The organism is Nocardioides hungaricus, from assembly GCF_054782915.1.
In genome coordinates this window covers 34,983-57,727 of sequence record NZ_BAAGRO010000005.1, presented here as the reverse complement: position 1 = coordinate 57,727, position 22,745 = coordinate 34,983, and the positions used below count along the sequence as shown (strand labels likewise).

Here is a 22,745-nt window from a genome sequence, read left to right as displayed (position 1 = left end):
GACGTCTGGACCACCTCTGGCAAGATCGCCTGCATGTCCGGGTCGTACTGGCAGCAGGTGCACGCCACCGGTCTCGCGGTGCCGACCGACCGCCCGCTCGACGACCTCACCGCCGAGCTCACGCGCATGCTCGGCGACCCGGATCCGGCGCTCCGCGACGGCACGGCGTACCCCACGCTCACGACCTGGGTGGACCGCGGCGTGTACGACGACCTGCTCGCCGGCCTCGGTGACGGGATGGCGATCGGGCTGCGCGTCGGACTCGGCGAGCAGGGCACCGACTCGGTGTTCCGGCGCAGCTTCTCGGCGCTGGTGCTGGGCGACTGCATCGCCCGCGACAACCTCCGGCCGCTGCTCCCCGGCGGCAAGATCCTCGAGTGGGGCGACCGGCTCGCGGCGTGGCTGCTGCGCGAGCGCGACCTGCGCGCGTTCGTGCCCGGCAAGGGCTGGGCGCACGCCGTCGCCCACGGCGCCGACACCCTCGGCACCCTCGCCAGCTCCCCGCACCTGGCCCAGCCCGAGCTCACCGTGATCCTCGACGTGATCGCCGACCGGGTGCTGCTGCCGGTGGAGCAGCTGTTCTGCAGCGGCGAGCCCGACCGGCTGGCCTTCGCGACCATGAGCGTACTGCGCCGCAACGTCGTGCCGCTGCGGGTACTGGAGCCCTGGATCGCCCGGCTGGCCGCCGCCGCGGGCACCCGCGGCTCCTACGAGGGGCGCGACCCGCACCTGCTCGGCGGCAACGCCGAGGCGTTCCTCCGGGCGCTCTATCTGCAGCTCTCGCTCGGCACCCGGCCGCCGCAGGTGCGCTCCGACCTGCTGCTCGTCGTCGTCCAGGCGCTCAAGCACACGAACGCCGCGTTCCTCGGCGCTACGGACCAGTAACCTTCGGACCATGTCCTCCGAACTGACCGGCCACGCGGGCGAGCTCGCCACGGCCGTCGCCCAGGCGCACGGCGTCGAGACCATGTTCACGCTGTCGGGCGCGCACGTCTTCCCGCTCTACGACGGCGCCGTGAAGGCCGCCGAGTCAGGGTCGCCCGTGCGACTCCTCGACGTGCGGCACGAGCAGACCGCGGCGTTCGCCGCCGAGGCGACCGGCAAGCTGACCCGGATCCCCGGCCTGGCCGTGCTGACCGCGGGACCGGGCGTGACGAACGGGCTGAGCGCCGTCGCCCAGGCGCAGTTCGCCGGCTCGCCGATGGTGGTCGTCGGCGGCCGCGCGCCGCAGAGCCGCTGGGGCACCGGTGCCCTGCAGGAGCTCGACCAGCCGCCGATCTTCGCGCCGGTCTCCAAGCTGGCGCGCACGATCCCGACCGCGCTCGACGTGGTCGACGGGATGCACGAGGCGTTCGCGACGGCCCGCTCCCCCCATCGGGGACCGGTGTTCGTCGACGTGCCGATGGACGAGCTGTTCAACAGCGCCACCGGTCGGCTCCCGGACCTCGCCGCGCCGCGCGGCGCCGACCCCGACACCGACGCGCTCGAGCGGATCGCCGCGCTGCTGGCCGGCGCGGCTCGCCCGGTGCTGATCCTCGGCACCGACGTGTGGGCCGACCACGCGGAGGAGGCCGCGCTGCGGTTCGTCGAGACCTCCGGCGTACCGGCCATCACGAACGGCATGGGCCGCGGCGTGGTCCCCGGCGGCCACCCGCTGCTGGTCACCAAGGCGCGCAGCCAGGCCCTGAAGGACGCGGACCTCGTGATCGTGGTGGGCACTCCGCTGGACTTCCGGCTCGGGTACGGCGTCTTCGGCGACGCGCAGGTCGTGCACGTCGCCGACTCCCCCGGTCAGGTCGCCGCCCACGCCGCGCTCGCGGCGTCCGTCGCCGGCGACCTGTCCGCGGTCTTCGACGGGCTGCTCGCAGCCCTGAGGGACCACGACTGGTCCGCGTGGGTCGCCGACCTGCGGGCGGGTGTGGCCGCGGCGACTGAGCGCGACGCCGCTCTGCTCGGGGCCGAGGCCGACCCGATCCACCCCGCGCGCATCTACGGCGAGCTGGTGCCGCGGCTGGCCGACGACGCGGTCGTGATCGGCGACGGCGGCGACTTCGTCAGCTTCGCGGGCAAGTTCGTCGAGCCGAGGCGGCCCGGCGGCTGGCTCGACCCGGGCCCGTACGGATGCCTCGGCGCCGGCCTCGGCGCGGCCATCGCCGCCCGGCTGGCCCGGCCGTCCGCGCAGGTCGTGCTGCTGCTCGGCGACGGCGCCGCGGGCTTCTCGCTGATGGACGTCGACACGCTGGTCCGCCACAACCTGCCGGTCGTGATGGTGATGGGCAACAACTCCGCGTGGGGCCTGGAGAAGGGGCCGATGCAGATGCTCTACGGGTACGACGTGATCGCGGACCTCGCGCCGCGGACGGCGTACGACGAGGTGGTCCGCGCCCTCGGCGGCGCCGGCGAGACCGTGACCGACCCGCGCGAGGTCGGCCCGGCGATCGACCGGGCGTTCGCCTCCGGCGTGCCCTACCTGGTCAACGTGATCACCGACGTGGCCGCGACCTACCCGCGGAACAGCTTCGGTGTCTGATCTGATCGTGCGCCGTGCCACGCCGGCCGACCTCGAGGCGGCGGGCGAGGTGACCGTCGCGGCCTACGAGGAGTTCACCCACGGCCCCGACGACCACTACATCGCGCTGCTGCGCGACGCCGCGAGGCGCGACCGCGAGGCCGAGCTGTGGGTCGCCGAGCGGTCCGGCGCGGTGGTCGGCACGGTCACCCTGGCGCTGCCGGGCTCGCCGTGGCGGGAGATCGGCGCCTCGGACGAAGGAGAATTCCGGATGCTCGCGGTCTCCCCCGACGCGCGCCGGCAGGGCGTCGGCGAGGCGCTCACCGGACTGGTGATGGACCGGTTCCGCTCGCTGGGCTTCCGCGGCGTCGTACTCTCCAGCCTCGCCGAGATGACCTCCGCGCACCGGGTCTACGAGCGGCAGGGCTTCCGGCGCGCGCCCGAGCGGGACTGGTCGCCGGTCCCGGGCGTGGACCTGATCGCGTTCGTGGCGGAGCTATAGGGATGGACGCGACGCTGCGCTTCACCGTGACCGACGTCGACACCGCCGAGGCCGTGGGCTCGGGCAGCCTGCCGGTCCTCGGCACGCCCCGGCTGCTGGCCTGGTGCGAGGCCGCCACGTGCGCCGCCCTGGAGCCGACCCTGCCCGCCGGGTCGACCAGCGTCGGCACCCGGGTCGAGCTCGAGCACGTCGCCGCGTCCGCGATCGGCCAGGAGGTGGAGGTCACCGCCTCGGCGGCGTACGTCGACGGCCGGCTGCACCGCTTCACGGTCGGTGCCCGCGACACCGGCGGGAGAGTGATCGCCACCGGCGAGATCACCCGCGTGGTGGTCGACGCCGAGCGGTTCCTGGGGCGGCTCTGACGGCTGATTTCTCGTCGAGACACCTGAAACTGCCCTCATCCGGGCCTTTTCGGGGCCGTTTTGGGTGTCTCGACGAGAGATGAGAGACTGACCGGACACGTCCGATCAGGAGGAGACCATGGGCAAGACCGGCCGCAAGCGCCGCGCTCGCAAGAAGAAGGGCGCGAACCACGGCAAGCGCCCCAACGCCTGAGCGCAGAGATGGCAGAGCCCCCGAACCTTCCGGTCCGGGGGCTCTTCGCTGGTCAGGGGGTCTCGCGGATCTCCACCTGCACCTGGCGGATCCGCAGCAGCACCCGCCGCCGCAGCTCGTCGGGCGCCACCTCGGAGCAGGAGCGGGCCACGATGGCCTTCACGGTGCGCTGGAGGTCGTACCTCTCCAGGCACGGGTTGCAGGAGTCGAGGTGCAGGCGTACGGCGGAGCAGTCTGCCGCGTCGAGCTCGTTGTCGAGGAAGTAGACGATGCGCTCGAGGAAGTCGGCGCAGTCGGCGGGCGAGGGGTCCTGGGCGTGGTCGTGGCTCACGGCGCACCCCCGTCGCGGCCGACGGTGAGCAGGTCGTTGTCGCGTACGTAGTCCGAGAGCATGTCGCGCAGCTGGCGCCGACCCCGGTGCAGCCGGGACATCACGGTGCCGATCGGGGTGTCCATGATCTCCGCGATCTCCTTGTAGGCGAACCCCTCGACGTCGGCGAGGTAGACCGCGAGCCGGAACTCCTCCGGCAGGCGCTGGAGGGCGTCCTTGACCTGGGAGTCGGGCAGGTGCTCGAGCGCCTCGGTCTCGGCCGAGCGGAGCCCGGAGGAAGAGTGCGACTCGGCGCGGTGGAGCTGCCAGTCCTCGACGTCCTCGGACATCGACTGCTGCGGCTGGCGCTGCTTCTTGCGGTAGTTGTTGATGAAGGTGTTGGTGAGGATCCGGTAGAGCCAGGCCTTCAGGTTGGTGCCGGGCCGGAACTGGTGGAAGGAGGAGTACGCCTTGGCGAACGTCTCCTGGACGAGGTCCTCGGCGTCGGCCGGGTTGCGGGTCATCCGCATCGCGGCGGAGTAGAGCTGGTCGAGGAACGGCAGCGCGTCGCGCTCGAAGCGCGCGGACCGCTCCGCCTCCGTCTCGGTCTCGAGGTCGACGACCTCCGGGGTCGTCTCAGTGGGGTCTGTCATCGTCTCCCAGACTAGCCCCGCGGCGGGGGGTTCGAGCACGGCGAGCATGACGGCGGAACGCGTCAGGCGGGCCGCTCATTCCCGGTGACCTCGCGCACCAGCCACTCCAGCGCGGACTCCACGATGATCTCGAGGGCGTCCTCCTGCGAGAGCGGGGCGCCCCTCGGCACCGTGAAGGAGTGGTCCGCCGACGGTACGACGGCGAGGTCGGTCTCCGGCGGGAACTCCTCGGGCCGGCCCATGGTGTCCCTCTCGCCCTGGATCACCAGGGTCGGCACCCTCGCCCCGCGCAGCTCGGGCAGCCGGGACTTCTCCGGCCTCCCCGGCGGATGCAGTGGGAACGCCAGCGCCAGGCAGCCGGCCGCGCCGAGGTCGTGCGCGCAGCGTGCCGCGGATCGGGCGCCGGCCGAGCGACCACCGACGACGAGCGGCGTACGGCGGCGCAGGTGGCGGGCGGCGACGGTCAGCCCGTCGTCGAGGGTGGGCGGCGCAGTCGCGACCGTGCGCCCGGCGACCCGCCACGGCTGCTCGAGCCGGACCACCGTGATGCCGTTGCGAGGCAGGTGCCTTGCGAGCGCCTGCAGATCGGCGGTGTCGATGCCGACACCGGCACCGTGGCTCAGCAGCAGGGTGGCGTACGGCGAGCGCGCCCGGTCGGTCACCAGCCGGGCCTCGCCGTGCGGCGTGTCGATCCTGCGCTCGCTCACGACTCCTCCAGCGGCAGCGGCTCGAGCAGCTCGCACCCGTTGTTCTTGACGTCGTTCACCAGCGTGGAGACGGGGTACGCCTCCAGCGCACCGGGCGCTGCTGGCATCAGCAGGCCGGTGTCGCCGCCGGAGCGCGGGTCCAGCCACTCCGACCAGCGGTCGCGCTCGACCATGAGCGGCATCCGGTCGTGGATCCTGCCCAGGTCGTCGGGCGCGTCGGTGGTGATCACCGTGCAGGTCCAGCGGAACCGGTCGTCGGCGTCCTCGGCCTTGGCCGGGTCGCACCAGATCTCGTACAGCCCGGCCATCGCCAGCACGCCGTGGTCCCGGGGCCGGATGAAGAACGGCTGCTTGCGGGGCCTGCCCGCCCTGGTCTGCTCCGACGTCGGGTACCACTCGAAGTAGCCGTCCGCCGGGAGCAGGCAGCGGCGTACGGCGAACGCCCGCTTGAACGCCGGCTTCTCGGCGACCGTCTCCATCCGGGCGTTGATCAACCGGCTGCCGATCGAGGAGTCCTTGGCCCACGACGGCACCAGGCCCCAGGTCAGCACCCGCAGCTGGCGCGCGGGCGGCTCCTCGCTCTCCCGAGAGGGTGGGCGCTCGACGACGGCGTACACCTGCTTGGTCGGCGCGACGTTGTAGTCGGCCTCGAGCGGCGCCGGAACGCGCACGTCGGCGATGTCGAACTCCTCGGCGAGGTCCTCGGGGCGCCGGCTGGACGCGTAGCGGCCGCACATAGGGCCACTGTATTGGTCACACTCGCGTGAGCTCGTCGAGCAGCCGGCCGGCCGCCTCGTCGGTCTCGGGCAGGCCCTCGATCCAGACCCGTGGCTGCGGGGTCTCGCCGCCGTCGAGCATCCGGCGCAGCAGGCCGACCCGGCGGCCGATCCGGTCGTCGCGGCCGGCGAGCACGACGACGCGGCCGGGTCCGACGTGGCCGATGGTCTCGGGACCGGGGAAGACGGTGCGCGCGGTGTCGCCGATCCGGGCGTCCTGCAGGGCCCGGGTGATCACGTCGTCGGGTGAGGGGCCGGGCCACGGCGGCGTCGCGACCACGACCAGCGCGTGCTCGTCGTGGTGCGCGGTGCGGTAGACCTCGGAGATCCGGCTGCGCAGATGGGGCCGCGAGGCGAGCCCGGTCAGCGGGTCGTCGCAGGAGAGATCGTTGAGATAGCCGAGCGTGGCGTCGCTCCAGGCGATGGCGAGGGCGCGGGTGGCGGCGTGCGCGGGATCGATGCCGAGCACGAGGCGGTACGTCGTCGCGAGCGCGTCCAGCGACTCCGACAGGGTGCGGCCGTCGCGGGCGAGGTCTCCCCCACTGACCTCGCACGCGGCGACCGTGCCCGACCCCGAAGCGAGGGCCTCCCCTACTGCCTCGAAGCGCGGCGGCAGCGCCGCCCGCAGCTGCGAGGACAGCTCCCGCCCTGCTCCGGGGTCGCCCGTGGTGCCACGTCGCCTGCGCGTCGTGAACCAGTCCACGGTGGCTCCCCTACATCGGCTCTGTCCGGCGATGGAACGGGGGTCGCGCAAGCCCATGACGCGGCTTTCGGAACTTTCTCCGATTCTTCTCGTTGGACCCCCGTGGCCAGCCACGTCGCGACCCTCGACGGCCCGCCGAGCGACGGCGAGCTGATCTCTGCGGTGCGCGGCGGGGACGCGGACGCGTACGGCGAGCTCTTCTCCCGCCACGTCGAGGCCGCCCGCCGCCTGGCCCGTCAGCTCGTCTCCGCGGGCGAGGTCGACGACCTGGTCTCCGAGGCGTTCGCGAAGGTCCTGGTCGTGCTCCAGCGAGGCGGCGGGCCCGACCTCGCGTTCCGGGCCTACCTGCTCACCGCCGTACGCCGCCTGCACGTGGACCGGATCCGCGCCACCGCGCGGCTGCGGACGACCGACGACCTGACGCCGTTCGACCCGGGCGTGCCGTTCCGCGACACCGCGGTCGAGGGCTTCGAGAGCGCGGCGGCGGCGCGGGCGTTCGCGTCGCTGCCCGAGCGCTGGCAGCTGGTGCTGTGGCACACCGAGGTCGAGGGGCAGAAGCCGGCGGAGGTCGCGCCGTTGCTCGGCATGACCGCGAACTCGGTCTCCGCCCTCGCCTACCGTGCCCGCGAGGGCCTGCGCCAGGCCTACCTCTCCATGCACGCCCAGGACGTCGACGAGGACGCCTGCGCACGCACGCGCGCCGCGCTCGGCGGCTACGTCCGCGGCGGGCTGTCCCGCCGCGACAGCGCGAAGGTCGAGCGGCACCTCGAGGAGTGCCGGCGGTGCGCGGCGATCTACCTCGAGCTCACCGAGGTCAACTCCCGGCTCGGCGCCGTGCTCGCGCCGCTGCTGCTCGGGGCCGCCGCGACGGCGTACCTCGGCACTGCGGCGGGTGGTGGCGCCGCCGTGGGCGGCGGCGTCGTCGTCCTCCTCGACCGCGCTCGCGACGCGGTCCTCACCCACGGTCCGACCGCGGCAGTGGCAGGCGCAGCGGCGTCAGCTGTCGCGGTCGGACTGCTCGTCGTCATCACCCAGTCCCAGCCGGAGGTCCCGGCCGCCGAGGACGTCCCGGCGGTGCGGGCCGAGCCCACCCGGGTGCCGGGTGGCCCGATGGAGCGCTCGCCGGCACCGCGCTCGCCCTCGGACGCCACGACCCCGGTCGCCGTCACCGAGCCGACGGTGACGGCGACCGACGGACCCGCGCCGGAGCCGACCGTGCCCACGCCCCCGCCGACGACCTCTCCGTCGGAGCCGCCGCCCACCAGCCCTCCGACGGAGCCTCCACCGAGCACCCCACCGAGTACGCCGCCGTCCCCACCGTCGCAGACTCCGCTGGTCCAACTCGACGTCGAGCTGTCCGCCGGCCCGGGCGGCCTCGGCGCCGGGGTGTCCGGCGGCGTGCTCGGCATCCCCCTCCCACCGGTCGAGGTGACCGTTCCGACCGGAGTGGGTAGAAAGGGGGCATGAGCCTCAGCCGCACGATCGCCCGCCCCATGCTCGCCTCGATCTTCGTCGTGGGTGCCGCCGCCGCCCTGAAGAACACCTCCGGGCCGGCCGCGAAGGCCGATCCGGTCACCTCGCGCCTGGTGCCGCTGGCCCAGAAGGCCGGCATCCCGCTGCCCGAGGACCCCGAGACGCTGGTGAAGCTCAACGCCGGCGTCCAGATCGGCGCGGGCCTCGCGCTCGCCGCCGGCCGGCTGCCGCGGCTGTCCGCGGCGGTCCTGGCCGCGTCGCTGGTGCCGACGACCGCGGCCGGGCACCGGTTCTGGGAGATCGACGACCCGGCCCAGCGCACCCAGCAGCGGCTGCACTTCTTCAAGAACGTCTCGCTGATCGGCGGCCTGATGATCGCCTCCGCCGACCGCGAGGGGAGGCCGGCCCTCACCTGGCGGGCCAAGCACGCGGCGAAGGACCACATCCCGGGCCGATAGTCCGGGTCTGAGCTTGCGATTGAACCTCGGGGTCGAGTTCGGGATGCTCGAGGATCAGTGCCGTGGCTTCGCCGGCTGTGTCGCGGCTACTTGAGGATGGCGCCGACACGCCACGCTGGGCACACCAGCCAGCCCCCCAGAACCCAGTCGAGCAGGCCCCGGACGCCCCGTCGGCACCCGAACCGGCCCCCGCACCCGCTACCCCGCCATCAAGAAGGCCGCCTGATCACCCCGCCAAGGCTCAGTCGCAAGCTCAGTGAGCCGCCGCGACGGAGACAACTCCGGGCAGGGGCCGCGAAGCCGGATCGGCACATCGCGAATGGTCACGCCACCCTCGGGATGAGTTGGACGGTGAACACGATGCGGGCAGTCGTGATCCTGTTGGTTCCGCGCTTGGGCAGGACGCTGTCTACCTGTGGCGAGAACCGATAGGTGCTGCCTCCAGCAAGCCTACGAACGAGGACCTGCACGACCCCGGCGGTGGGCGTCTTGCTGGCGCGCAACGGCGTACCGATTCCGGGCACTGTCGGTACGTCGTCGGCGGTGCCGTCGTCGCCACCTCCGGTCCCGGTGTCGATGATAACGTCGGCGCTGAACGGTCCCGGCCCACGCGTGCGATAGCGGAAGGTCGTCGTGGCGACCGCGTCATAGGTCGACGCGTCTGTCGGCGTGGTCAACACCAGGGGATCGACCTCCACGATGCCGACATCCGAGTGTGGAAACGGATGCCGCAAGCGTGAGTACGTTGCCTCCGGACCGGCCCGGTAGAAGTGCATCGACTCGATGACTGGTTCCGGCGAGCGCTGCCCGGAGCCTACGCCGCTCGACGCGACCGCCATCCCATTGACGCTGACGACGGTCAGGACGAGGACGGCAATGGAGGTTCTCCTGCGCATGATCATCACTTCTTCGTTGCGGCTCTGGTGCCGGGAGTCGTCCAAGGCGAGGTCGTCGGTTGCTGCCCGTGCAACGCACGGGCAGCAACCAGGGAGCGGAGCAACTCGCAGGTGGTTACGACCGGATCCCCGCCCGTTGACCTAGTAGATGCTCCTGAGACCTAGGACGTCGCCCTTGCCGAGTGTCCGTGCCTTGGTCTTGCAGATGAACGAGTTCGTGTACATCGTCAGGTTGTCGTGGCCGCTTCCGACGTGACCCATGCCGAAGACGTGACCGGCCTCATGGGTACCGACCGACCGGATGTCGTACTTGCCGGAGCAACTGCTACTGACCGTGTTGGTGAAGTCGTAGTCGTTCGTGTTGTAGCGCACGTCTGCTTCCCGCAGGTCGTTCTTGACGCCTGGCATTGAGGTGGACCACCAGCAAGTCTGCGCAACCGTTCCCGACGCGAGGTCGCCGGCGTCCCACGTGCTCTTCTCATCCCGATCAGTGCAGTCACCGCTGCTGTTCATGTCGGTCTCGTAGGAGGTCGTCCCCTGATAGCTCGCCGACGCGTCAACCTCGTCGGCCGAGTAGGCACTACAGTCGGTCTCGCTCCCGGTGATGTTGTTGACCGCATTCGCGAAAGCCTGCTGAGCGGCCGACCGCGAGAGTGCACCGGGCATTCCGCCATCTCCGATGTACCAGTTGTACGTGCCGTACTCCTTCAGATCATTGGTGCTGTAGTCGCCGTCGGCACAGGCGCCCGGGCTGCCGCTCGAGTTGTCGGCGCTTGCATCCGGCGCCTCCGGAACGTTGCCCGGGTCGCCTGGCGCATCCGGCTCTGGCTCTGTGGTGGGCTCGGCGGCAGCGCTGCCTACACTCGCGGCACTGTCCGGCACGTCGTATCCGATGCCGCTCTCGGCGTCACTGGACTCCTCGGGGTAGCTGATCGTGCCGTCGGAGGCGACCTCCACCTGGAACCCTTCGACCGTCCCGTCTTCGAGCACCGCATCGGTACCCACGGCCAGTCCGGGTGTCGGGATCGTGAGCCCCAGGTCGCCCGACTGGACGATAAGCCCGACGGCGTCGCACTCGATCACCGACGATCCCTCCGGCAGGTCAGCAGTCGTGATCGCCCCGCTGTCGGGCAGGCCGCAGTCGTCTCCCGCCGACGCAGTCGCTGGGACAGCGAGGCTCTAGGCGAGAGCACCGCAACTGATGCTGGCGAAGCAGAGTGCGGCAGTGAGCCGCTTGGGACGTGTACTGATGAGTACATGTTGGCGCAGATGTGCCATGACAGTTCCCTCCGAGAGTGACCTGGCTTTCCGAGTCCAGGTCGGTGTCGGAGATCGTATGTTGACACCGCGTGGCGCGCAGGATAATGCAGAAATTGACCCCCTTGTCTCCGGCGTGCGGCTTGCGGGCTGGCATCACTCCAGCAGATCGGCAACCCGTCGGGGAAGATCGACACCCTCAGCGGTGTAGATCTCGGCATCCTGCGTGTCGGCGCCGACGGCGACTGCGAATGACTCGTCGACCCCCCGGATACGGTAGATGTCGAGCATGCCCAGGTCCGGCTCCTGGGTGGCGGCGGAGTCGGTGCACGAGAGGAGTTCGGCGGAGCCCAGCCGCTCTCCGAGCGATACCTGGCGGCCACCGGTCTCGGTATAGGTGCGGCTCTTGAACTCGACCCGGTTCGCGCACGCCGCCGCGCCCGGGGTGTCGTCGGCGCTGTTACCGCTCGACGTGCATCCAGTCGTGGCGAGTGCGAGCATGAGGGCGCCGGCGAGGATGCCTGCCTGCTGGCCGGTCCCGAGACAGATGAAGGGCATGTTCGTTCTCCGATTCGTAGCAGTTCTGCTCCGTCATCCGAGTCGGACGGTCGGAATGTCAGGATGGCTCCCGGTTGTCAGGTCCAGGCCGGGACCTGACTCACGAAGACCAGCTCTTGTGACACATCTGTGGGTCAACCTTGGGAATCAACCTCGCGGAAGGTCCGTGGTTGAGCGGCTTGCCGGACCGCCCGAAAGTGCTCGATGACGGCCTACGGGCCGATCTTGGATACCCATGATCATCGCCGGCCGTCCTCGACCAAGAGTGCCACCGGTACTCCTGATCCTGAGCGGCTTGCCCGACTGCGCTGCCCGAGCACGCCCGGCCCGGGTCGGCGAGGAGGCCCGCATACCGGAAGCATCCGCGGATGCTTCCACGCAGCGATTCGGCCGGCACCACCCACGCGGCACTGCCAGCCGATGGGGAGTCGGCGGGAACGCCCGCGTGGCCGAGACCACCGGACTGCGCAACCTCCCCCTGACGGTCCGCTCTCAGGCCGGGCATGAAAGAGGGCCGATAGTCTTCGGCGCGTGAGCGACCTGCCCGATCCCTGGCCCGCACCCCGGGCGCACCACCCCGTCGACGCGGTCGTCACGCTCCCCGGCAGCAAGTCGCTCACCAACCGCGCGCTCGTCCTCGCGGCGATCGCCGACGGGCCGTCCGTCGTACGGCGAGCGCTCCGCTCGCGCGACACCACGCTGATGGCCGCCGGGCTGACCGCGCTCGGGTCGACGGTCGACACCTCCGGCGAGGACTGGCTCGTGACGCCCGGCCCGTTCGATCTCGATGCCGACGTCGACTGCGGCCTGGCGGGGACGGTGATGCGCTTCGTGCCGCCGGTCGCCGGGCTGTCCCGCGGCGCGGTGTCCTTCGACGGCGACGAGCGCATGCGCCGGCGGCCGGTCGGCGAGATCCTAGGAGCGCTGCGCTCGCTGGGCGTCGACGTGCCGGGCGCGGCACTGCCGTTCACCGTGCACGGCACCGGCTCGGTGCGCGGCGGCACGGTGGTCGTGGACGCCTCGGCGTCCTCGCAGTTCATCTCCGCGCTGCTGCTCGCCGGCGCGCGCTACGACGAGGGCGTCGACGTCCGCCACGACGGCAAGCCCGTCCCGTCGCTCCCCCACATCGACATGACCGTCGCGATGCTGCGCGAGCACGGCGTCGACGTGGACGACGCGGACGCGAACCGATGGCGGGTCGGGCCCGGTCCGATCCGCGCCGTGGACCACCTGATCGAGCCGGACCTCTCCAACGCGGCGCCGTTCCTCGCACTGGCCGCCGTCTCCGGCGGCTCGGTGACCGTGCGCGACTGGCCGCGGCGGACCACCCAGGCCGGCGACGCGCTGCGCGAGATCCTCGCCGCGATGGGCTGCGAGGTCGGGTTCACCGACGAGGGCCTGCGGGTGACCGGCAGCGGCACCCTGCTCGGCATCGACGTCGACCTGCACGACGTCGGCGAGCTCACGCCCGCGGTCGCCGCGCTCTGCGCGCTCGCGGAGGCGCCCTCGCATCTGCGCGGGATCGGCCATATCCGCGGCCACGAGACCGACCGGCTCGCCGCGCTCGCCCGCGAGCTCGGCGGCCTCGGCGCCGACGTCACCGAGCACCCCGACGGCCTGACGATCGCGCCCGCACCGCTGCACGGCGGCGTCTTCCGCACCTACGCCGACCACCGGATGGCCCACGCCGCCGTGGTCGTCGGCGCCGCGGTCGACGGCGTGCTGGTGGAGGACGTCGCCACGACCGGCAAGACGTTCCCGGACTTCGCGGGCTTCTGGTCGGGGCTGATCCCCCGGTGAGCGGCGCGGCATGACGGGGCGGTACTCCGACCAGGACGTCGAGCACTACGACCGTCCCCGCCGGCGTACCCGCCCCCGCACCAAGGAGCGCCCCACCTACGACGAGGCCGAGGACGCCGTGGTCGTCACCGTCGACCGCGGCCGGTTCACGCTGCTGCTCGACGGCCGCACCGTGACGGCGATGAAGGCCCGGCCGCTGGGCCGCAAGGGCGTGGTCGTCGGCGACCGGGTGCGCGTCGTCGGCGACACCTCCGGCCGCGACGGCAGCCTGGCCCGGATCGTCGAGGTCACCGAGCGCCGGACCGTGCTGCGGCGTACGGCGGACGACGACGACCCGGTCGAGCGGGTGATCGTCGCGAACGCCGACCAGCTCGTCGTCGTCACCGCGCTCGCCGATCCCGAGCCGCAGCCGCGGCTGATCGACCGGGCGCTGGTGGCGGCCTACGACGCGGGCATGCGGCCGCTGCTGTGCCTGACCAAGGCCGACCTCGCCGACCCGGAGTCGCTGCTGTCGACCTACCGCTCCCTGGGCGTCGCGTGGGTGGTGACGCAGCGCGGCGGCGACCTGACCGCACTGCGCGAGCGGCTCGGCGGGCGGACCAGCGTGCTGCTCGGGTCCAGCGGCGTCGGCAAGTCCACGCTGGTCAACGCGCTGGTGCCGGACGCCGGCCGCGACGTCGGGCACGTCAACGCCGTGACGGGTCGTGGCCGGCACACCTCCACCTCGGCGTACCTGCTGGAGCTGCCCGGCCCCGGTGACGGACAGAGCGCGGGGTGGATCGTGGACACCCCGGGCATCCGGTCGTTCGGGCTCGCGCACGTGGAGCCGGAGAGCCTGATCGAGGCGTTCCCCGACCTCGACGAGATGACCGAGGACTGCCCGCGCGGCTGCACGCACGGCGCGGACGAGCCCGAGTGCGGCCTCGACGAGGCCGTGCGCAACGGGGAGGCGGACCCGCTGCGGGTCGAGTCGTTCCGGCGGCTGCTGGCGGCCCGGAGCGAGCCGCCGTACTGAAGGTGAAGGTCGGTGTCAGCCCCAGACGGCGCGGGCGCCGGCCTCGCCGGTGCGGAACACCCACACCAGCAAGACGACCGCGGCGACCGCGAGGAGCACGTCGAGGACGACGCGCAGGGCGCCGCTGCGGGCGTCGATCCAGCCGGAGACGACCGCGACCAGGCCGAACGCGAGGCTGATCCAGAGCAGCTGCCCGCCGAGACTCTCGTGGGTCTGCACCTGCGGGCTCGACTCGAGCTCGGGCTTGCTGTCGAGCAGGTTGCCGCCGGAGAAGTACGCGATCACCAGGGATCCGGTCGCGATCACGGCGAGCACGAGCATCGGCCAGCGGACCCAGTCGCGCCAGCGCGGCACCAGGTAGGCGAGCGCCGCGAGGCCCGCGAGGGGCCCGAAGACGACGGCGGCGTGGACGATGAGCGGGTGCAGGGGCAGGCCGTTGATCTCCATGACAGGTACACGGTCCACCACGGCGGTCCGTTCAGTGAATAGGCTGGCCGCGTGTCGACCACGGACTACACCGACGACCTGCGGCTCGCCCACGTGCTGGCCGACGACGCCGACTCGATCACCGAGAGCCGGTTCCGCTCGCTGGACCTGCACGTGATGAGCAAGCCCGACCTCACCCCCGTGACCGATGCGGACCAGGCGGTCGAGGAGAGCATCCGGCGTACCCTCTCACGGGTCCGCTCCCGCGACGCCGTCACCGGCGAGGAGCAGGGGTCCACCGGCCACAGCCAGCGCCGGTGGGTGATCGACCCCATCGACGGCACCAAGAACTTCGTCCGCGGCGTGCCGGTCTGGGCCACGCTGATCTCGCTGGTCGTCGAGGACGAGGTCGTGCTCGGCGTCGTCTCCGCGCCGCTGCTGCAGCGCCGCTGGTGGGCGTCGAACGGCAACGGCGCGTGGACCGGCCGGTCGCTGCTCAAGGCGAGCCGCTGCCAGGTCTCCGACGTGCGCCGGCTCGAGGACGCCTCGCTGTCGTACGCGTCGCTGCACGGGTGGGACGAGCGCGACCGTCTCGACGACTTCCTCACGCTGATGCGGCGCTGCTGGCGGAGCCGGGCCTACGGCGACTTCTGGTCCTACATGCTGCTCGCCGAGGGCGCCGTCGACATCGCCGCCGAGCCCGAGCTCGAGGTCTACGACATGGCCGCCCTCGACGTGATCGTGCGCGAGGCCGGCGGCCGGTTCACCTCGCTCGACGGGACCGACGGGCCGTTCGGCGGCAACGCGCTGGCGACCAACGGCCACCTGCACGAGGCCGCGCTGTCGTTCCTCGGGTCGCTGCCCGACGACGACGCCGACCCCGACGTACGCCGGACCGGCCCCGGCTCGGTCTCCGACCTGCGTGACCACCGGCGCGACTGAGGGGTACGGTCACACCATGCGGATCGGAGACGTGCTCCAGGCCAAGCCCAGCCACGAGGTCGTGACGATCGCCCCGGACGCCGGCGTGCGCGAGCTGATCGCGCTGCTCGCCGAGCACAACGTGGGCGCCCTGATCGTCAGCGCCGACGGCGAGACCGTCGACGGGATCGTGAGCGAGCGCGACGTCGTACGCCACCTGCACCGGGACGGCACGGTCGTCAACAACACCGTCCGGGCGATCATGACGACGGCCGTGGAGACCTGCGACGAGGACACCCAGCTCGACGAGCTGATGAAGACCATGACCGAGCGCCGGGTCCGGCACGTGCCGGTCGTCGGCGACGGTCGGCTGGTCGGGATCATCAGCATCGGCGACGTGGTCAAGCACCGCATCGACCAGCTGGAGTTCGAGCGCGACCAGCTGGACAGCTACGTCCACCAGACCTAGCGCGACTCGCTCTCGGCGAGGACGAGCGCGAGGTCGTCCTTCATCCGGCCACCGGCGTACTCGAACAGGTGGTCGACCAGCCCGTCGAGGGCGTCCCCGAGCGTGCCGTCGCCGAGCTCGGCGGCGTAGTCGTCGAGGGGGAAGAACTCGCCGGACGCATCCCGCGCCTCGACCAGGCCGTCGGTGAAGAAGAGCATCCGCGCGCCGGTCGGCCAGGCGTGCTCGGTGATGCCGGGCGCGGAGCCCATGCCCAGCGGCACGGTCGGTTCGCCGGTGTCGACCTCGGAGACCTGCGCGTCGTGGACGAGCAGCGGCGGGTGGTGGCCGCAGTTGGCGAGGGTGACCCGGTCGCCGTGGAACTCGCCCACGATCGCGGTCACGAACTCCTCCTCGGCCATGAACCGGGCGATGGTCTCGTCGATGGTGCGGGCCAGCGCCGCCGGGTCGGGCTCGGTGAACGCCGCCGCCCGGAACGCGCCGAGGACGGCCGCCGCGGTCTGCACGGCCTCCAGCCCCTTGCCGCGCACGTCGCCGACGATCACGCGGACGCCGTACGGCGTGGCCGCGACCTCGTAGAGGTCGCCGCCGACCAGCGCCTCGGCGGTCGCCGAGACGTAGCGGGCCGACAGTCCGACCGAGCCGATCGCGGTCGGGATGGCACGGAGCACCGCCCGCTGGGCGGTCTCGGCGATCACGGTCATCCGGCGCAGCCGGCTCTCCCGGCGCTCGCGCAGGGCGGCGCCCTGGACGCCGACCAGGCCGAGCAGGCCGCACAGCAGCACCCGGACGAGGAAGTCGACCGCGTCGGTGGTGCTCTCCCAGAGGCCGGCCAGGATGCCGGCGGCGACGGCCCCGATCGCGACGTACGCCGTGCGCCGGGCCGTCGTGATCAGGCTGGCGACGATCGCGCCGCCCGCGAAGACCGCGATCAGCTGGGCCGGCGTGACCACCGAGAGGACCACCAGGGAGGCGAGCACGCCGAAGCCGGCGACCAGGCCGAGGTCGAGGCGCTGGAGCAGCGGGCGCGAAGACGTCACCCGCGCATCCTGTCAGTAGACCTGTCCTAGGGTGGGGTTATGGACAAGCCCGAGATCGACTTCCCCGACTTCGACCCGCCGGCCGACCTCGTCGTCACCGAGATCAGCGCGGGAGACGGGCCGGAGGCGACGTCCGGCGCGACCGTCTCGGTGCACTACGTCGGCGTCGCGCACTCGACCGGCGAGGAGTTCGACGCGTCGTACAACCGGGGTGAGCCGCTGCAGTTCCGTCTCGGCGTCGGCCAGGTCATCTCCGGCTGGGACCAGGGCGTGCAGGGCATGAGGGTCGGCGGCCGCCGGCAGCTCGTGATCCCGCCGCACCTCGGGTACGGCGACCGCGGCGCCGGCGCCGTGATCAAGCCGGGCGAGACGCTGATCTTCGTGGTGGACCTGGTCGGCGTCGGCTGACCCCTCCTCACCAGGGCAGGCTGTCCGGGACGTCCTCGTCGGACACCCGGGCGGCCCGCCCCGCCACCAGCACCACGTCGCCCTGGATGAGCTGACGACCCCGCCGGGTCTCCACCTCGTCGTTCACCCGCACCATCCCCGCCGCGATCAGCGGCTTGGCCTCCGCGCCCGTCTCCACCAGGTTCGCCAGCTTCAGGAACTGGCCGAGCTTGATGGACTCGTCGGCGATCGGTACGTCGAAGGGCTCGGACATGGCTCCATTGTCCCCTCGCGGGGTGGTGCCCGTCGAAGGGGCAGCGACCGAGGGCTCCGGAGACCCTAGGCCGGGCGCTCGAAGCGCTCGGCCCGCCGCTCCGCGACCGCACGGGTGGCCTCCTCGTCGGCGAGGTCGGCGTTGATCCAGGCCGCGACCCGGGTACCGTGGGCGGCCGAGGCCATCAGGGTCATGGCGACGTCGGTGGCGTTGCCCGCCGCGAAGACGCCCGGCACCGAGGTCGCGCCGGTCTGCTCGATCTCGAGGACCGAGCCGACGGCGAAGCCGCCCATCTCGAACGGCTGCGGCTCGATGCCGAGCGGGGCGAGGTAGTCGGCCCGGACGTCCACCCGGGACGCGGTCACGATGGCCTGCCGCTCGAGCACCGAGCCGTCGGCCAGCCGCAGCCCGACGAGGGCGTCGCCCTCGGTGAGGACCTCCTGCGGGGTGCCGTGCTCGATCCGCACGCCGATGGCACCGAGCCTCTCCATCTCCTCGTCGGGGAGCTCGACGCCGTTGTGTACGACCATCACCACGTCGTCGGAGAGCCGACGGAACAGCAGGGCCAGGTGGCCGGCCATGGGCGTCGTGGCGAGGACCGCGATCGCCTGGTCGCGCACCTCCCAGCCGTGGCAGTAGGGGCAGTGCAGCACGTCGATGCCCCACCGGTCGGCCAGCCCCGGCACGTCGGGCAGCTCGTCCACCATGCCGCCGGCGACCAGCACACGGCGCGCACCGAGCCGGCGCCCGCCCGCGGTGGTGACGAGGAAGGCGCCGGCCTCTCCGGACACGCCGACGACGCGGTCGCCGAGGACCTCGACGCCGTACGCCGCCACCTCGGTGCGGCCGATCTCGAGCAGCTCCAGCGGGGAGATCCCCTCGCGGCCCAGGTAGTTGTGGGCGTGCTGGCTGGGGGCGTTGCGGGGCTCGCCGGCGTCGACGACCAGCACCGACCGCCGCGACCGGCCCAGGGCCATCGCACCGCTCAGGCCCGCCACGCCGCCACCGACCACCACCACGTCGTACCTCGTGTTCTCGGTGTTCTCACTCATGGCGTCGATGGTGCGCAGCCCCCTGAGCGATTGACAAACCCGCTTGCCGCAATGGCAAAGTGGCGCCTGTGGACGACGAGGGAGTGCTCCGCGGCGTCGGTCCGCGACTGCGGCAGCTGAGGCTCGAGCGCGAGGCCACCCTCGCCGACCTCGCCGAGGAGACCGGCATCTCGGTGAGCACGCTCTCGCGCCTGGAGTCCGGCCGGCGCAAGCCCACCCTCGAGCTGCTGCTGCCGCTGGCGCGCGCCCATCGGGTGGCCCTCGACGAGCTCGTCGACGCACCCGAGACCGGCGACCCGCGGGTGCGCCTGAGGCCCGTCGTGCGGCACGGCCGCACCCACATCCCGCTCACCCGCCGGCCGGGTGGGCTGCAGTCCTTCAAGCTCGTGCTGCCGGTCGAGCGCGACCCTGCGCCGACCCTGCAGACGCATGAGGGCTACGAGTGGTTCTACGTCCTCAGCGGCCGGGTGCGGCTCATCGTCGGCACCCGCGATCTGGTCCTCGAGCCGGGAGAGGTCGTCGAGTTCGACACCCGCACCCCGCACTGGGTCGGCAACCCGGGCCCGACGCCGGCCGAGGTGCTCGCGATCTTCGGGCCCCAGGGCGAGCGGATGCACGTCCGCTCCTGAGTAGGTGTCGGGGCAGCCCGGCTCGGGCAGCACGGCTCAGACGAGCACGGTCACCGTGTGGATCAGCACGCCGACGAGGCCGCCGACGATGGTGCCGTTGATGCGGATGAACTGGAGGTCGCGGCCGACGTGGAGCTCGATGCGGCGGGCGGCCTCCCTGCCGTCCCAGCGCTCGATGGTGTGGGTGATGACGGTGGTGACCTCGGCGCCGTACCGGTCCACGGCGAAGACGGCGGCGTCGGCGGCGAGGCCGTCGAGGCGGGCGCGCAAGGCGTCGTCGGTCAGCAGGCGCTGGGAGAACGACGACAGCTCGGCCAGCAGGCGGGCCCGGACCGCGCCGGCGGGGTCCTGGAGCGAGGCGAGGAGGGAGCGGCGCAGCGCGTTCCAGAGCGAGACGGAGGAGGCGAGCACCTGCGGGTGGTCGAGGAGCCGCTCCTTGAGCCGCTCCGTGCGCTCCTGGGCGGCGGGGTCGTGCAGGAGGTCCTGGGCGAGCTGGGCGAGCATCGAGTCGAGCGCCTGGCGGGCGTGGTGGCGCGGGTCGTCGCGGATGTCGCCGACCCAGGAGACCAGCTCGCGGTGCAGACGGCCGATGACGGCGTCGTTCAGCCGGGTCGGCGCCCACCAGGGCGCCCGCTCGCCGAGGATCTCGGAGACGGTGTCGGGGTTCTCGACCAGCCAGCGGTGCAGCTCCTCGAGCCCGAGGTCGACCAGGCCGTGGTGCAGGTCGTCGCGGACGGTCTCCTCCAGCAGCGACCCGAGCAGCGGCGCGATCGGCTCCGCGCGGAACCGCGGCACCAGCGCGTCGCGGAAGAGCTCCTCGACGTGCTCGTCGCGGATCCGGTTCAGCGCGGCGACGGCGACGTCGGACACCTCGTTGACGGCCCGGCGCGCGTGCTCCGGCTTCGAGAGCCAGCGCCCGAGGCGCAGGGCCGGCGACGCGGCGGCGACGCGCTCGCGGATGATCCCCTCCTGGAGGAAGTTCTCGCCCACGAACTCCTCGAGCCCGCGCCCGAGCTCGTCCTTGCGCTTCGGGATCAGCGCGGTGTGCGGAATCGGCAGCCCGAGCGGGTGCTTGAACAGCGCGGTGACCGCGAACCAGTCCGCGATCGCGCCGACCATGGACGCCTCGGCGCCGGCGTTGACGAAGCCCCAGAACCCGTCCTCGCCGAGCGTCAGCAGATAGACGGCGGCGGCGGCGAGCAGCAGGGAGACGGCCAGCGTGCGCATCCGGCGCAGACCCTGGCGGCGTACGGCGTCCGCGGCCGGGTTCGGTGTGATCATCGCGATGGTGCTCATCGGGTGGTTCATCGCCCGCCATCCTTGCGCACGGCGCCACAAGGCGGGCCGGGCCACATGTCAGAATGCGCCGCATGTCTCGCACGGTGATCACCTTCGGCACGTTCGACGTCTTCCACGTCGGGCACCTGCGGGTGATCGAGCGGGCCGCCGCCCTCGGTGACCGGCTCGTCGTCGGCGTCTCCGCCGATGCGCTCAACCTCCGCAAGAAGGGCCGCGAGCCGGTCTTCAGCCAGGCCGAGCGGATCGCGATCGTGGCGGCGCTCAAGCCGGTCGACGAGGTGTTCGTCGAGGAGAGCCTGGAGCTCAAGCGCGACTACATCCTCGAGTACGGCGCCGACGTGCTCGTGATGGGCGACGACTGGGCCGGCCGGTTCGACGAGCTCGAGGACGTCTGCGAGGTCGTCTACCTGCCGCGCACGCCGGCGATCTCGACCACGGCGCTGATCGAGAAGATCTCCGGAGGACCCTGACCGAGTTTCGCCCCACCCCGCTCGGGCAGGCTGAGGCGGGCCTGCCGGCTCTTTCGTTCTCGAGGAGGAAGATGCGCCGCTCCATCGTCGCCCCTGTCATCGCCGCCGTCGCGGTGGCGCTCGTGCTGTCGACCCCCGGAAGCGGGAGCGGCTCGGCGCCCGACACCGGGCCGGAGCGCACGCTCTCCACGGCCCAGGAACTGCTCGCCCGCGCCCGTGGCGTCGGTGGCGACACCGCGGACGTCTCCCCCGCGATGCGCGAGCTGTTCAAGGCGATGCCGACGCTCGACGCCGCCGACCGCCGTACGGCGCGCTCGATCCTCGCCCGCCCGACTGACGGCGCCGCGGACCCGCTGGGCGACGGCTACACCGTCTCGTCGCGCAGGAGGTGCGACAAGCGGGTCTGCGTGCACTGGGTCGACTCGACCGCCGACGCGCCGCCGGACCGGGCCTGGGTGGACGCCAACCTGAAGGTGCTGGGCAAGGTCTGGCGGACCGAGGTCGGCAGGCTCGGCTACCGCAAGCCGGTCGGCGACCGGCGCAGGGGCGGCAACGCCAAGCTCGACATCTACCTCAAGGAGCTCGGCGGCCGGGGCGTCTACGGCTACTGCACGCCGGAGCGGAGGGTGCCCCAGCGCAGGTGGCTCGCCTCGGGCTACTGCGTGCTCGACAACGACTTCGCCGAGGCGCAGTACGGCGCCCCGCCGATGCGCAGCCTCCGGGTGACCGCGGCGCACGAGTTCTTCCACGCGGTGCAGTTCGGCTACGACTACGCCGAGGACCCGTGGCTGATGGAGAGCACCGCGACCTGGATGGAGGAGCGGGTCGCCGACGACGCCGACGACAATCGGCGGTACCTGCCCTACGGCCAGGTCGGCAGCCCGGGCCGGCCGCTCGACACGTTCAGCCGGCAGGGCCTGAGCCAGTACGGCAACTGGACGTTCTTCGAGTACCTCAGCAGCCGCTTCGGCGTCGGCATCGTGCGCCAGATCTGGAGCCGCGCCGGCGCCTACCCGGGTGCGGGCGACCAGTACTCCACGGCCGCGGTGAAGGGGGCGCTCGGCGGGAGGCGCGGCGGGTTCGTCGACGTGTTCCGCCGGTTCGCCGCCGCGAACACGGTGCCGGGACGCAGCTACCCCGAGGGCGGGAAGTGGCCGGCCGCGCCGACGGCCGCGTCCTGGACGCTGACCAGGGACGCACCCCGGCAGTCGGCGAAGACCCGGATCGACCACATGGCCTCGCGCAACTACACCGTCCGGCCCGGCGCCGGGGTCGGTGGCAACCGCTGGCGGCTACGCATCACGATCGACGGACCCGGCAGGAGGACCGCGCCGGCGGCCTACCTCGTGGTGAAGCGGAAGAGCGGCCTCACCCGCGCCCCGATCGAGCTGTCGAAGAGGGGCGGGGGCCGTAAGGTCGTCCCCTTCAGCGGACAGAAGGTGTCCTGGGCGAAGGTCGTGCTGGTCAACGCCTCGACCCGGTTCTCGTGCTGGCGCCGCACGTCGTGGTCGTGCCAGGGCCGGGCGCGCGACGACGACGCCCGGTTCCGGCTGACGGTCGCGGCGGTGCGGTCCCGCCGCTGACCGGCGGCGGATGCCGACACACTGGG

Annotated in this window: 28 protein-coding genes; 15 read left to right on the top strand and 13 right to left on the bottom strand. The window is 72.4% G+C overall.

All coding sequences use genetic code 11. The features are described 5' to 3' along the window. Positions 1-33: 33 nt before the first annotated feature. The 5 genes from ACYVKX_RS02715 (at position 34) to ACYVKX_RS02695 (ending at position 3,566) form a co-directional block, all read left to right on the top strand. Positions 34-885 (top strand): DUF2785 domain-containing protein, encoded by an 852-nt coding sequence (locus tag ACYVKX_RS02715; protein WP_460829011.1) that lies wholly within the window; start codon positions 34-36, stop codon positions 883-885. Positions 886-895: 10 nt separating this feature from the next. Next, positions 896-2,530, top strand: a complete 1,635-nt coding sequence (locus ACYVKX_RS02710) for an acetolactate synthase (protein ID WP_460829010.1) — start codon at positions 896-898, stop codon at positions 2,528-2,530. After that, on the top strand, positions 2,523-3,011 hold the full coding sequence (locus ACYVKX_RS02705) for a GNAT family N-acetyltransferase (RefSeq protein ID WP_460829009.1): 489 nt from the start codon (positions 2,523-2,525) through the stop codon (positions 3,009-3,011). Before ACYVKX_RS02710 ends, ACYVKX_RS02705 begins: the two co-directional genes overlap by 8 nt. Positions 3,012-3,013: 2 nt before the next feature. Beyond that, on the top strand, positions 3,014-3,373 hold the full coding sequence (locus ACYVKX_RS02700; RefSeq protein ID WP_460829008.1) for a thioesterase family protein: 360 nt from the start codon (positions 3,014-3,016) through the stop codon (positions 3,371-3,373). Positions 3,374-3,491: 118 nt separating this feature from the next. Then, on the top strand, positions 3,492-3,566 hold the full coding sequence (locus ACYVKX_RS02695; protein ID WP_369759046.1) for a 50S ribosomal protein bL37: 75 nt from the start codon (positions 3,492-3,494) through the stop codon (positions 3,564-3,566). 52 nt (positions 3,567-3,618) lie between these two features. Here ACYVKX_RS02695 and rsrA read toward each other — a convergent pair whose 3' ends face one another. The 5 genes from rsrA to ACYVKX_RS02670 all read right to left on the bottom strand — a co-directional run bounded on the left by rsrA (position 3,619) and on the right by ACYVKX_RS02670 (position 6,715). Continuing rightward, the gene (gene rsrA / locus ACYVKX_RS02690) at positions 3,619-3,897 is read right to left on the bottom strand and encodes a mycothiol system anti-sigma-R factor (RefSeq protein WP_460829007.1); all 279 of its coding nucleotides are present in this window, start codon (positions 3,895-3,897) and stop codon (positions 3,619-3,621) included. Next, positions 3,894-4,529: a sigma-70 family RNA polymerase sigma factor gene (locus tag ACYVKX_RS02685; RefSeq protein ID WP_460829006.1), complete on the bottom strand. Its 636-nt coding sequence runs from the start codon at positions 4,527-4,529 to the stop codon at positions 3,894-3,896. Before ACYVKX_RS02685 ends, rsrA begins: the two co-directional genes overlap by 4 nt. A 62-nt stretch (positions 4,530-4,591) precedes the next feature. Continuing rightward, a complete protein-coding gene (locus ACYVKX_RS02680) occupies positions 4,592-5,236 on the bottom strand; it encodes an alpha/beta hydrolase family protein (protein WP_460829005.1) in 645 nt (214 codons plus the stop codon). Beyond that, the gene (locus ACYVKX_RS02675) at positions 5,233-5,973 is read right to left on the bottom strand and encodes an SOS response-associated peptidase (RefSeq protein WP_460829004.1); all 741 of its coding nucleotides are present in this window, start codon (positions 5,971-5,973) and stop codon (positions 5,233-5,235) included. Before ACYVKX_RS02675 ends, ACYVKX_RS02680 begins: the two co-directional genes overlap by 4 nt. Before the next feature lie 16 nt (positions 5,974-5,989). Beyond that, positions 5,990-6,715, bottom strand: a complete 726-nt coding sequence (locus tag ACYVKX_RS02670; RefSeq protein ID WP_460829003.1) for a hypothetical protein — start codon at positions 6,713-6,715, stop codon at positions 5,990-5,992. A 102-nt stretch (positions 6,716-6,817) separates the two neighbouring features. On the opposite strand from ACYVKX_RS02670, the gene ACYVKX_RS02665 reads away from it, so the two are divergent. Together ACYVKX_RS02665 and ACYVKX_RS02660 are read left to right on the top strand one after the other, a co-directional pair. Beyond that, positions 6,818-8,182: a sigma-70 family RNA polymerase sigma factor gene (locus tag ACYVKX_RS02665; protein WP_460829002.1), complete on the top strand. Its 1,365-nt coding sequence runs from the start codon at positions 6,818-6,820 to the stop codon at positions 8,180-8,182. Beyond that, positions 8,179-8,646, top strand: a complete 468-nt coding sequence (locus ACYVKX_RS02660; RefSeq protein WP_460829000.1) for a DoxX family protein — start codon at positions 8,179-8,181, stop codon at positions 8,644-8,646. The genes ACYVKX_RS02665 and ACYVKX_RS02660 overlap by 4 nt, the downstream gene beginning before the upstream one ends. A 323-nt stretch (positions 8,647-8,969) precedes the next feature. On the opposite strand, the gene ACYVKX_RS02655 is transcribed toward ACYVKX_RS02660, so the two are convergent. The 3 genes from ACYVKX_RS02655 to ACYVKX_RS02645 form a co-directional block, all read right to left on the bottom strand. Next, positions 8,970-9,587, bottom strand: a complete 618-nt coding sequence (locus tag ACYVKX_RS02655) for a hypothetical protein (protein ID WP_460828998.1) — start codon at positions 9,585-9,587, stop codon at positions 8,970-8,972. Between the two features lie 96 nt (positions 9,588-9,683). Then, positions 9,684-10,625 carry a matrixin family metalloprotease gene (locus ACYVKX_RS02650; RefSeq protein WP_460828996.1) on the bottom strand — a complete coding sequence of 314 codons (942 nt, stop codon included), beginning with the start codon at positions 10,623-10,625 and terminating at the stop codon, positions 9,684-9,686. A gap of 330 nt (positions 10,626-10,955) precedes the next feature. Next, on the bottom strand, positions 10,956-11,357 hold the full coding sequence (locus ACYVKX_RS02645) for a DUF6281 family protein (RefSeq protein WP_460828994.1): 402 nt from the start codon (positions 11,355-11,357) through the stop codon (positions 10,956-10,958). A 531-nt stretch (positions 11,358-11,888) separates the two neighbouring features. Here ACYVKX_RS02645 and aroA point away from each other — a divergent pair. Together aroA and rsgA are read left to right on the top strand one after the other, a co-directional pair. After that, positions 11,889-13,157 carry a 3-phosphoshikimate 1-carboxyvinyltransferase gene (gene aroA / locus ACYVKX_RS02640; protein WP_460828992.1) on the top strand — a complete coding sequence of 423 codons (1,269 nt, stop codon included), beginning with the start codon at positions 11,889-11,891 and terminating at the stop codon, positions 13,155-13,157. 10 nt (positions 13,158-13,167) lie between these two features. After that, positions 13,168-14,172, top strand: a complete 1,005-nt coding sequence (rsgA, locus tag ACYVKX_RS02635) for a ribosome small subunit-dependent GTPase A (protein ID WP_460828991.1) — start codon at positions 13,168-13,170, stop codon at positions 14,170-14,172. Between the two features lie 15 nt (positions 14,173-14,187). Here the strand turns inward: rsgA and ACYVKX_RS02630 are convergent, their stop codons facing one another. After that, complete coding sequence (locus tag ACYVKX_RS02630) at positions 14,188-14,619, bottom strand: DUF2231 domain-containing protein (RefSeq protein ID WP_460828990.1); 432 nt, start codon at positions 14,617-14,619, stop codon at positions 14,188-14,190. A gap of 51 nt (positions 14,620-14,670) precedes the next feature. Between ACYVKX_RS02630 and hisN the strand changes: the two genes are divergently transcribed. Together hisN and ACYVKX_RS02620 are read left to right on the top strand one after the other, a co-directional pair. Further along, entirely contained in the window at positions 14,671-15,540 is an 870-nt protein-coding gene (hisN, locus tag ACYVKX_RS02625) for a histidinol-phosphatase (protein ID WP_460828989.1), read from the top strand. Between the two features lie 16 nt (positions 15,541-15,556). Further along, on the top strand, positions 15,557-15,988 hold the full coding sequence (locus tag ACYVKX_RS02620; RefSeq protein WP_460828988.1) for a CBS domain-containing protein: 432 nt from the start codon (positions 15,557-15,559) through the stop codon (positions 15,986-15,988). On the opposite strand, the gene ACYVKX_RS02615 is transcribed toward ACYVKX_RS02620, so the two are convergent. Further along, positions 15,985-17,025, bottom strand: coding sequence for a PP2C family protein-serine/threonine phosphatase (locus ACYVKX_RS02615; protein ID WP_460828987.1), 1,041 nt, complete (start codon positions 17,023-17,025; stop codon positions 15,985-15,987). The genes ACYVKX_RS02620 and ACYVKX_RS02615 overlap by 4 nt on opposite strands. Before the next feature lie 39 nt (positions 17,026-17,064). Here ACYVKX_RS02615 and ACYVKX_RS02610 point away from each other — a divergent pair, with 39 nt between their 5' ends. Further along, positions 17,065-17,433, top strand: a complete 369-nt coding sequence (locus tag ACYVKX_RS02610; RefSeq protein ID WP_460828986.1) for an FKBP-type peptidyl-prolyl cis-trans isomerase — start codon at positions 17,065-17,067, stop codon at positions 17,431-17,433. 7 nt (positions 17,434-17,440) lie between these two features. Here the strand turns inward: ACYVKX_RS02610 and ACYVKX_RS02605 are convergent, their stop codons facing one another. Then, positions 17,441-17,686 carry an RNA-binding S4 domain-containing protein gene (locus tag ACYVKX_RS02605; RefSeq protein ID WP_460828985.1) on the bottom strand — a complete coding sequence of 82 codons (246 nt, stop codon included), beginning with the start codon at positions 17,684-17,686 and terminating at the stop codon, positions 17,441-17,443. 65 nt (positions 17,687-17,751) lie between these two features. After that, entirely contained in the window at positions 17,752-18,738 is a 987-nt protein-coding gene (locus ACYVKX_RS02600) for an NAD(P)/FAD-dependent oxidoreductase (protein ID WP_460828984.1), read from the bottom strand. Between the two features lie 68 nt (positions 18,739-18,806). Here ACYVKX_RS02600 and ACYVKX_RS02595 point away from each other — a divergent pair, with 68 nt between their 5' ends. Beyond that, positions 18,807-19,367, top strand: a complete 561-nt coding sequence (locus ACYVKX_RS02595; protein ID WP_460828983.1) for a helix-turn-helix domain-containing protein — start codon at positions 18,807-18,809, stop codon at positions 19,365-19,367. 36 nt (positions 19,368-19,403) lie between these two features. Here ACYVKX_RS02595 and ACYVKX_RS02590 read toward each other — a convergent pair whose 3' ends face one another. Further along, positions 19,404-20,675, bottom strand: a complete 1,272-nt coding sequence (locus tag ACYVKX_RS02590; RefSeq protein WP_460828982.1) for a DUF445 domain-containing protein — start codon at positions 20,673-20,675, stop codon at positions 19,404-19,406. Between the two features lie 62 nt (positions 20,676-20,737). On the opposite strand from ACYVKX_RS02590, the gene ACYVKX_RS02585 reads away from it, so the two are divergent. Beyond that, positions 20,738-21,136, top strand: a complete 399-nt coding sequence (locus ACYVKX_RS02585; protein ID WP_460828980.1) for an adenylyltransferase/cytidyltransferase family protein — start codon at positions 20,738-20,740, stop codon at positions 21,134-21,136. Positions 21,137-21,207: 71 nt separating this feature from the next. Continuing rightward, positions 21,208-22,719, top strand: coding sequence for an MXAN_6640 family putative metalloprotease (locus tag ACYVKX_RS02580; RefSeq protein WP_460828979.1), 1,512 nt, complete (start codon positions 21,208-21,210; stop codon positions 22,717-22,719). Positions 22,720-22,745 lie beyond the last annotated feature (26 nt).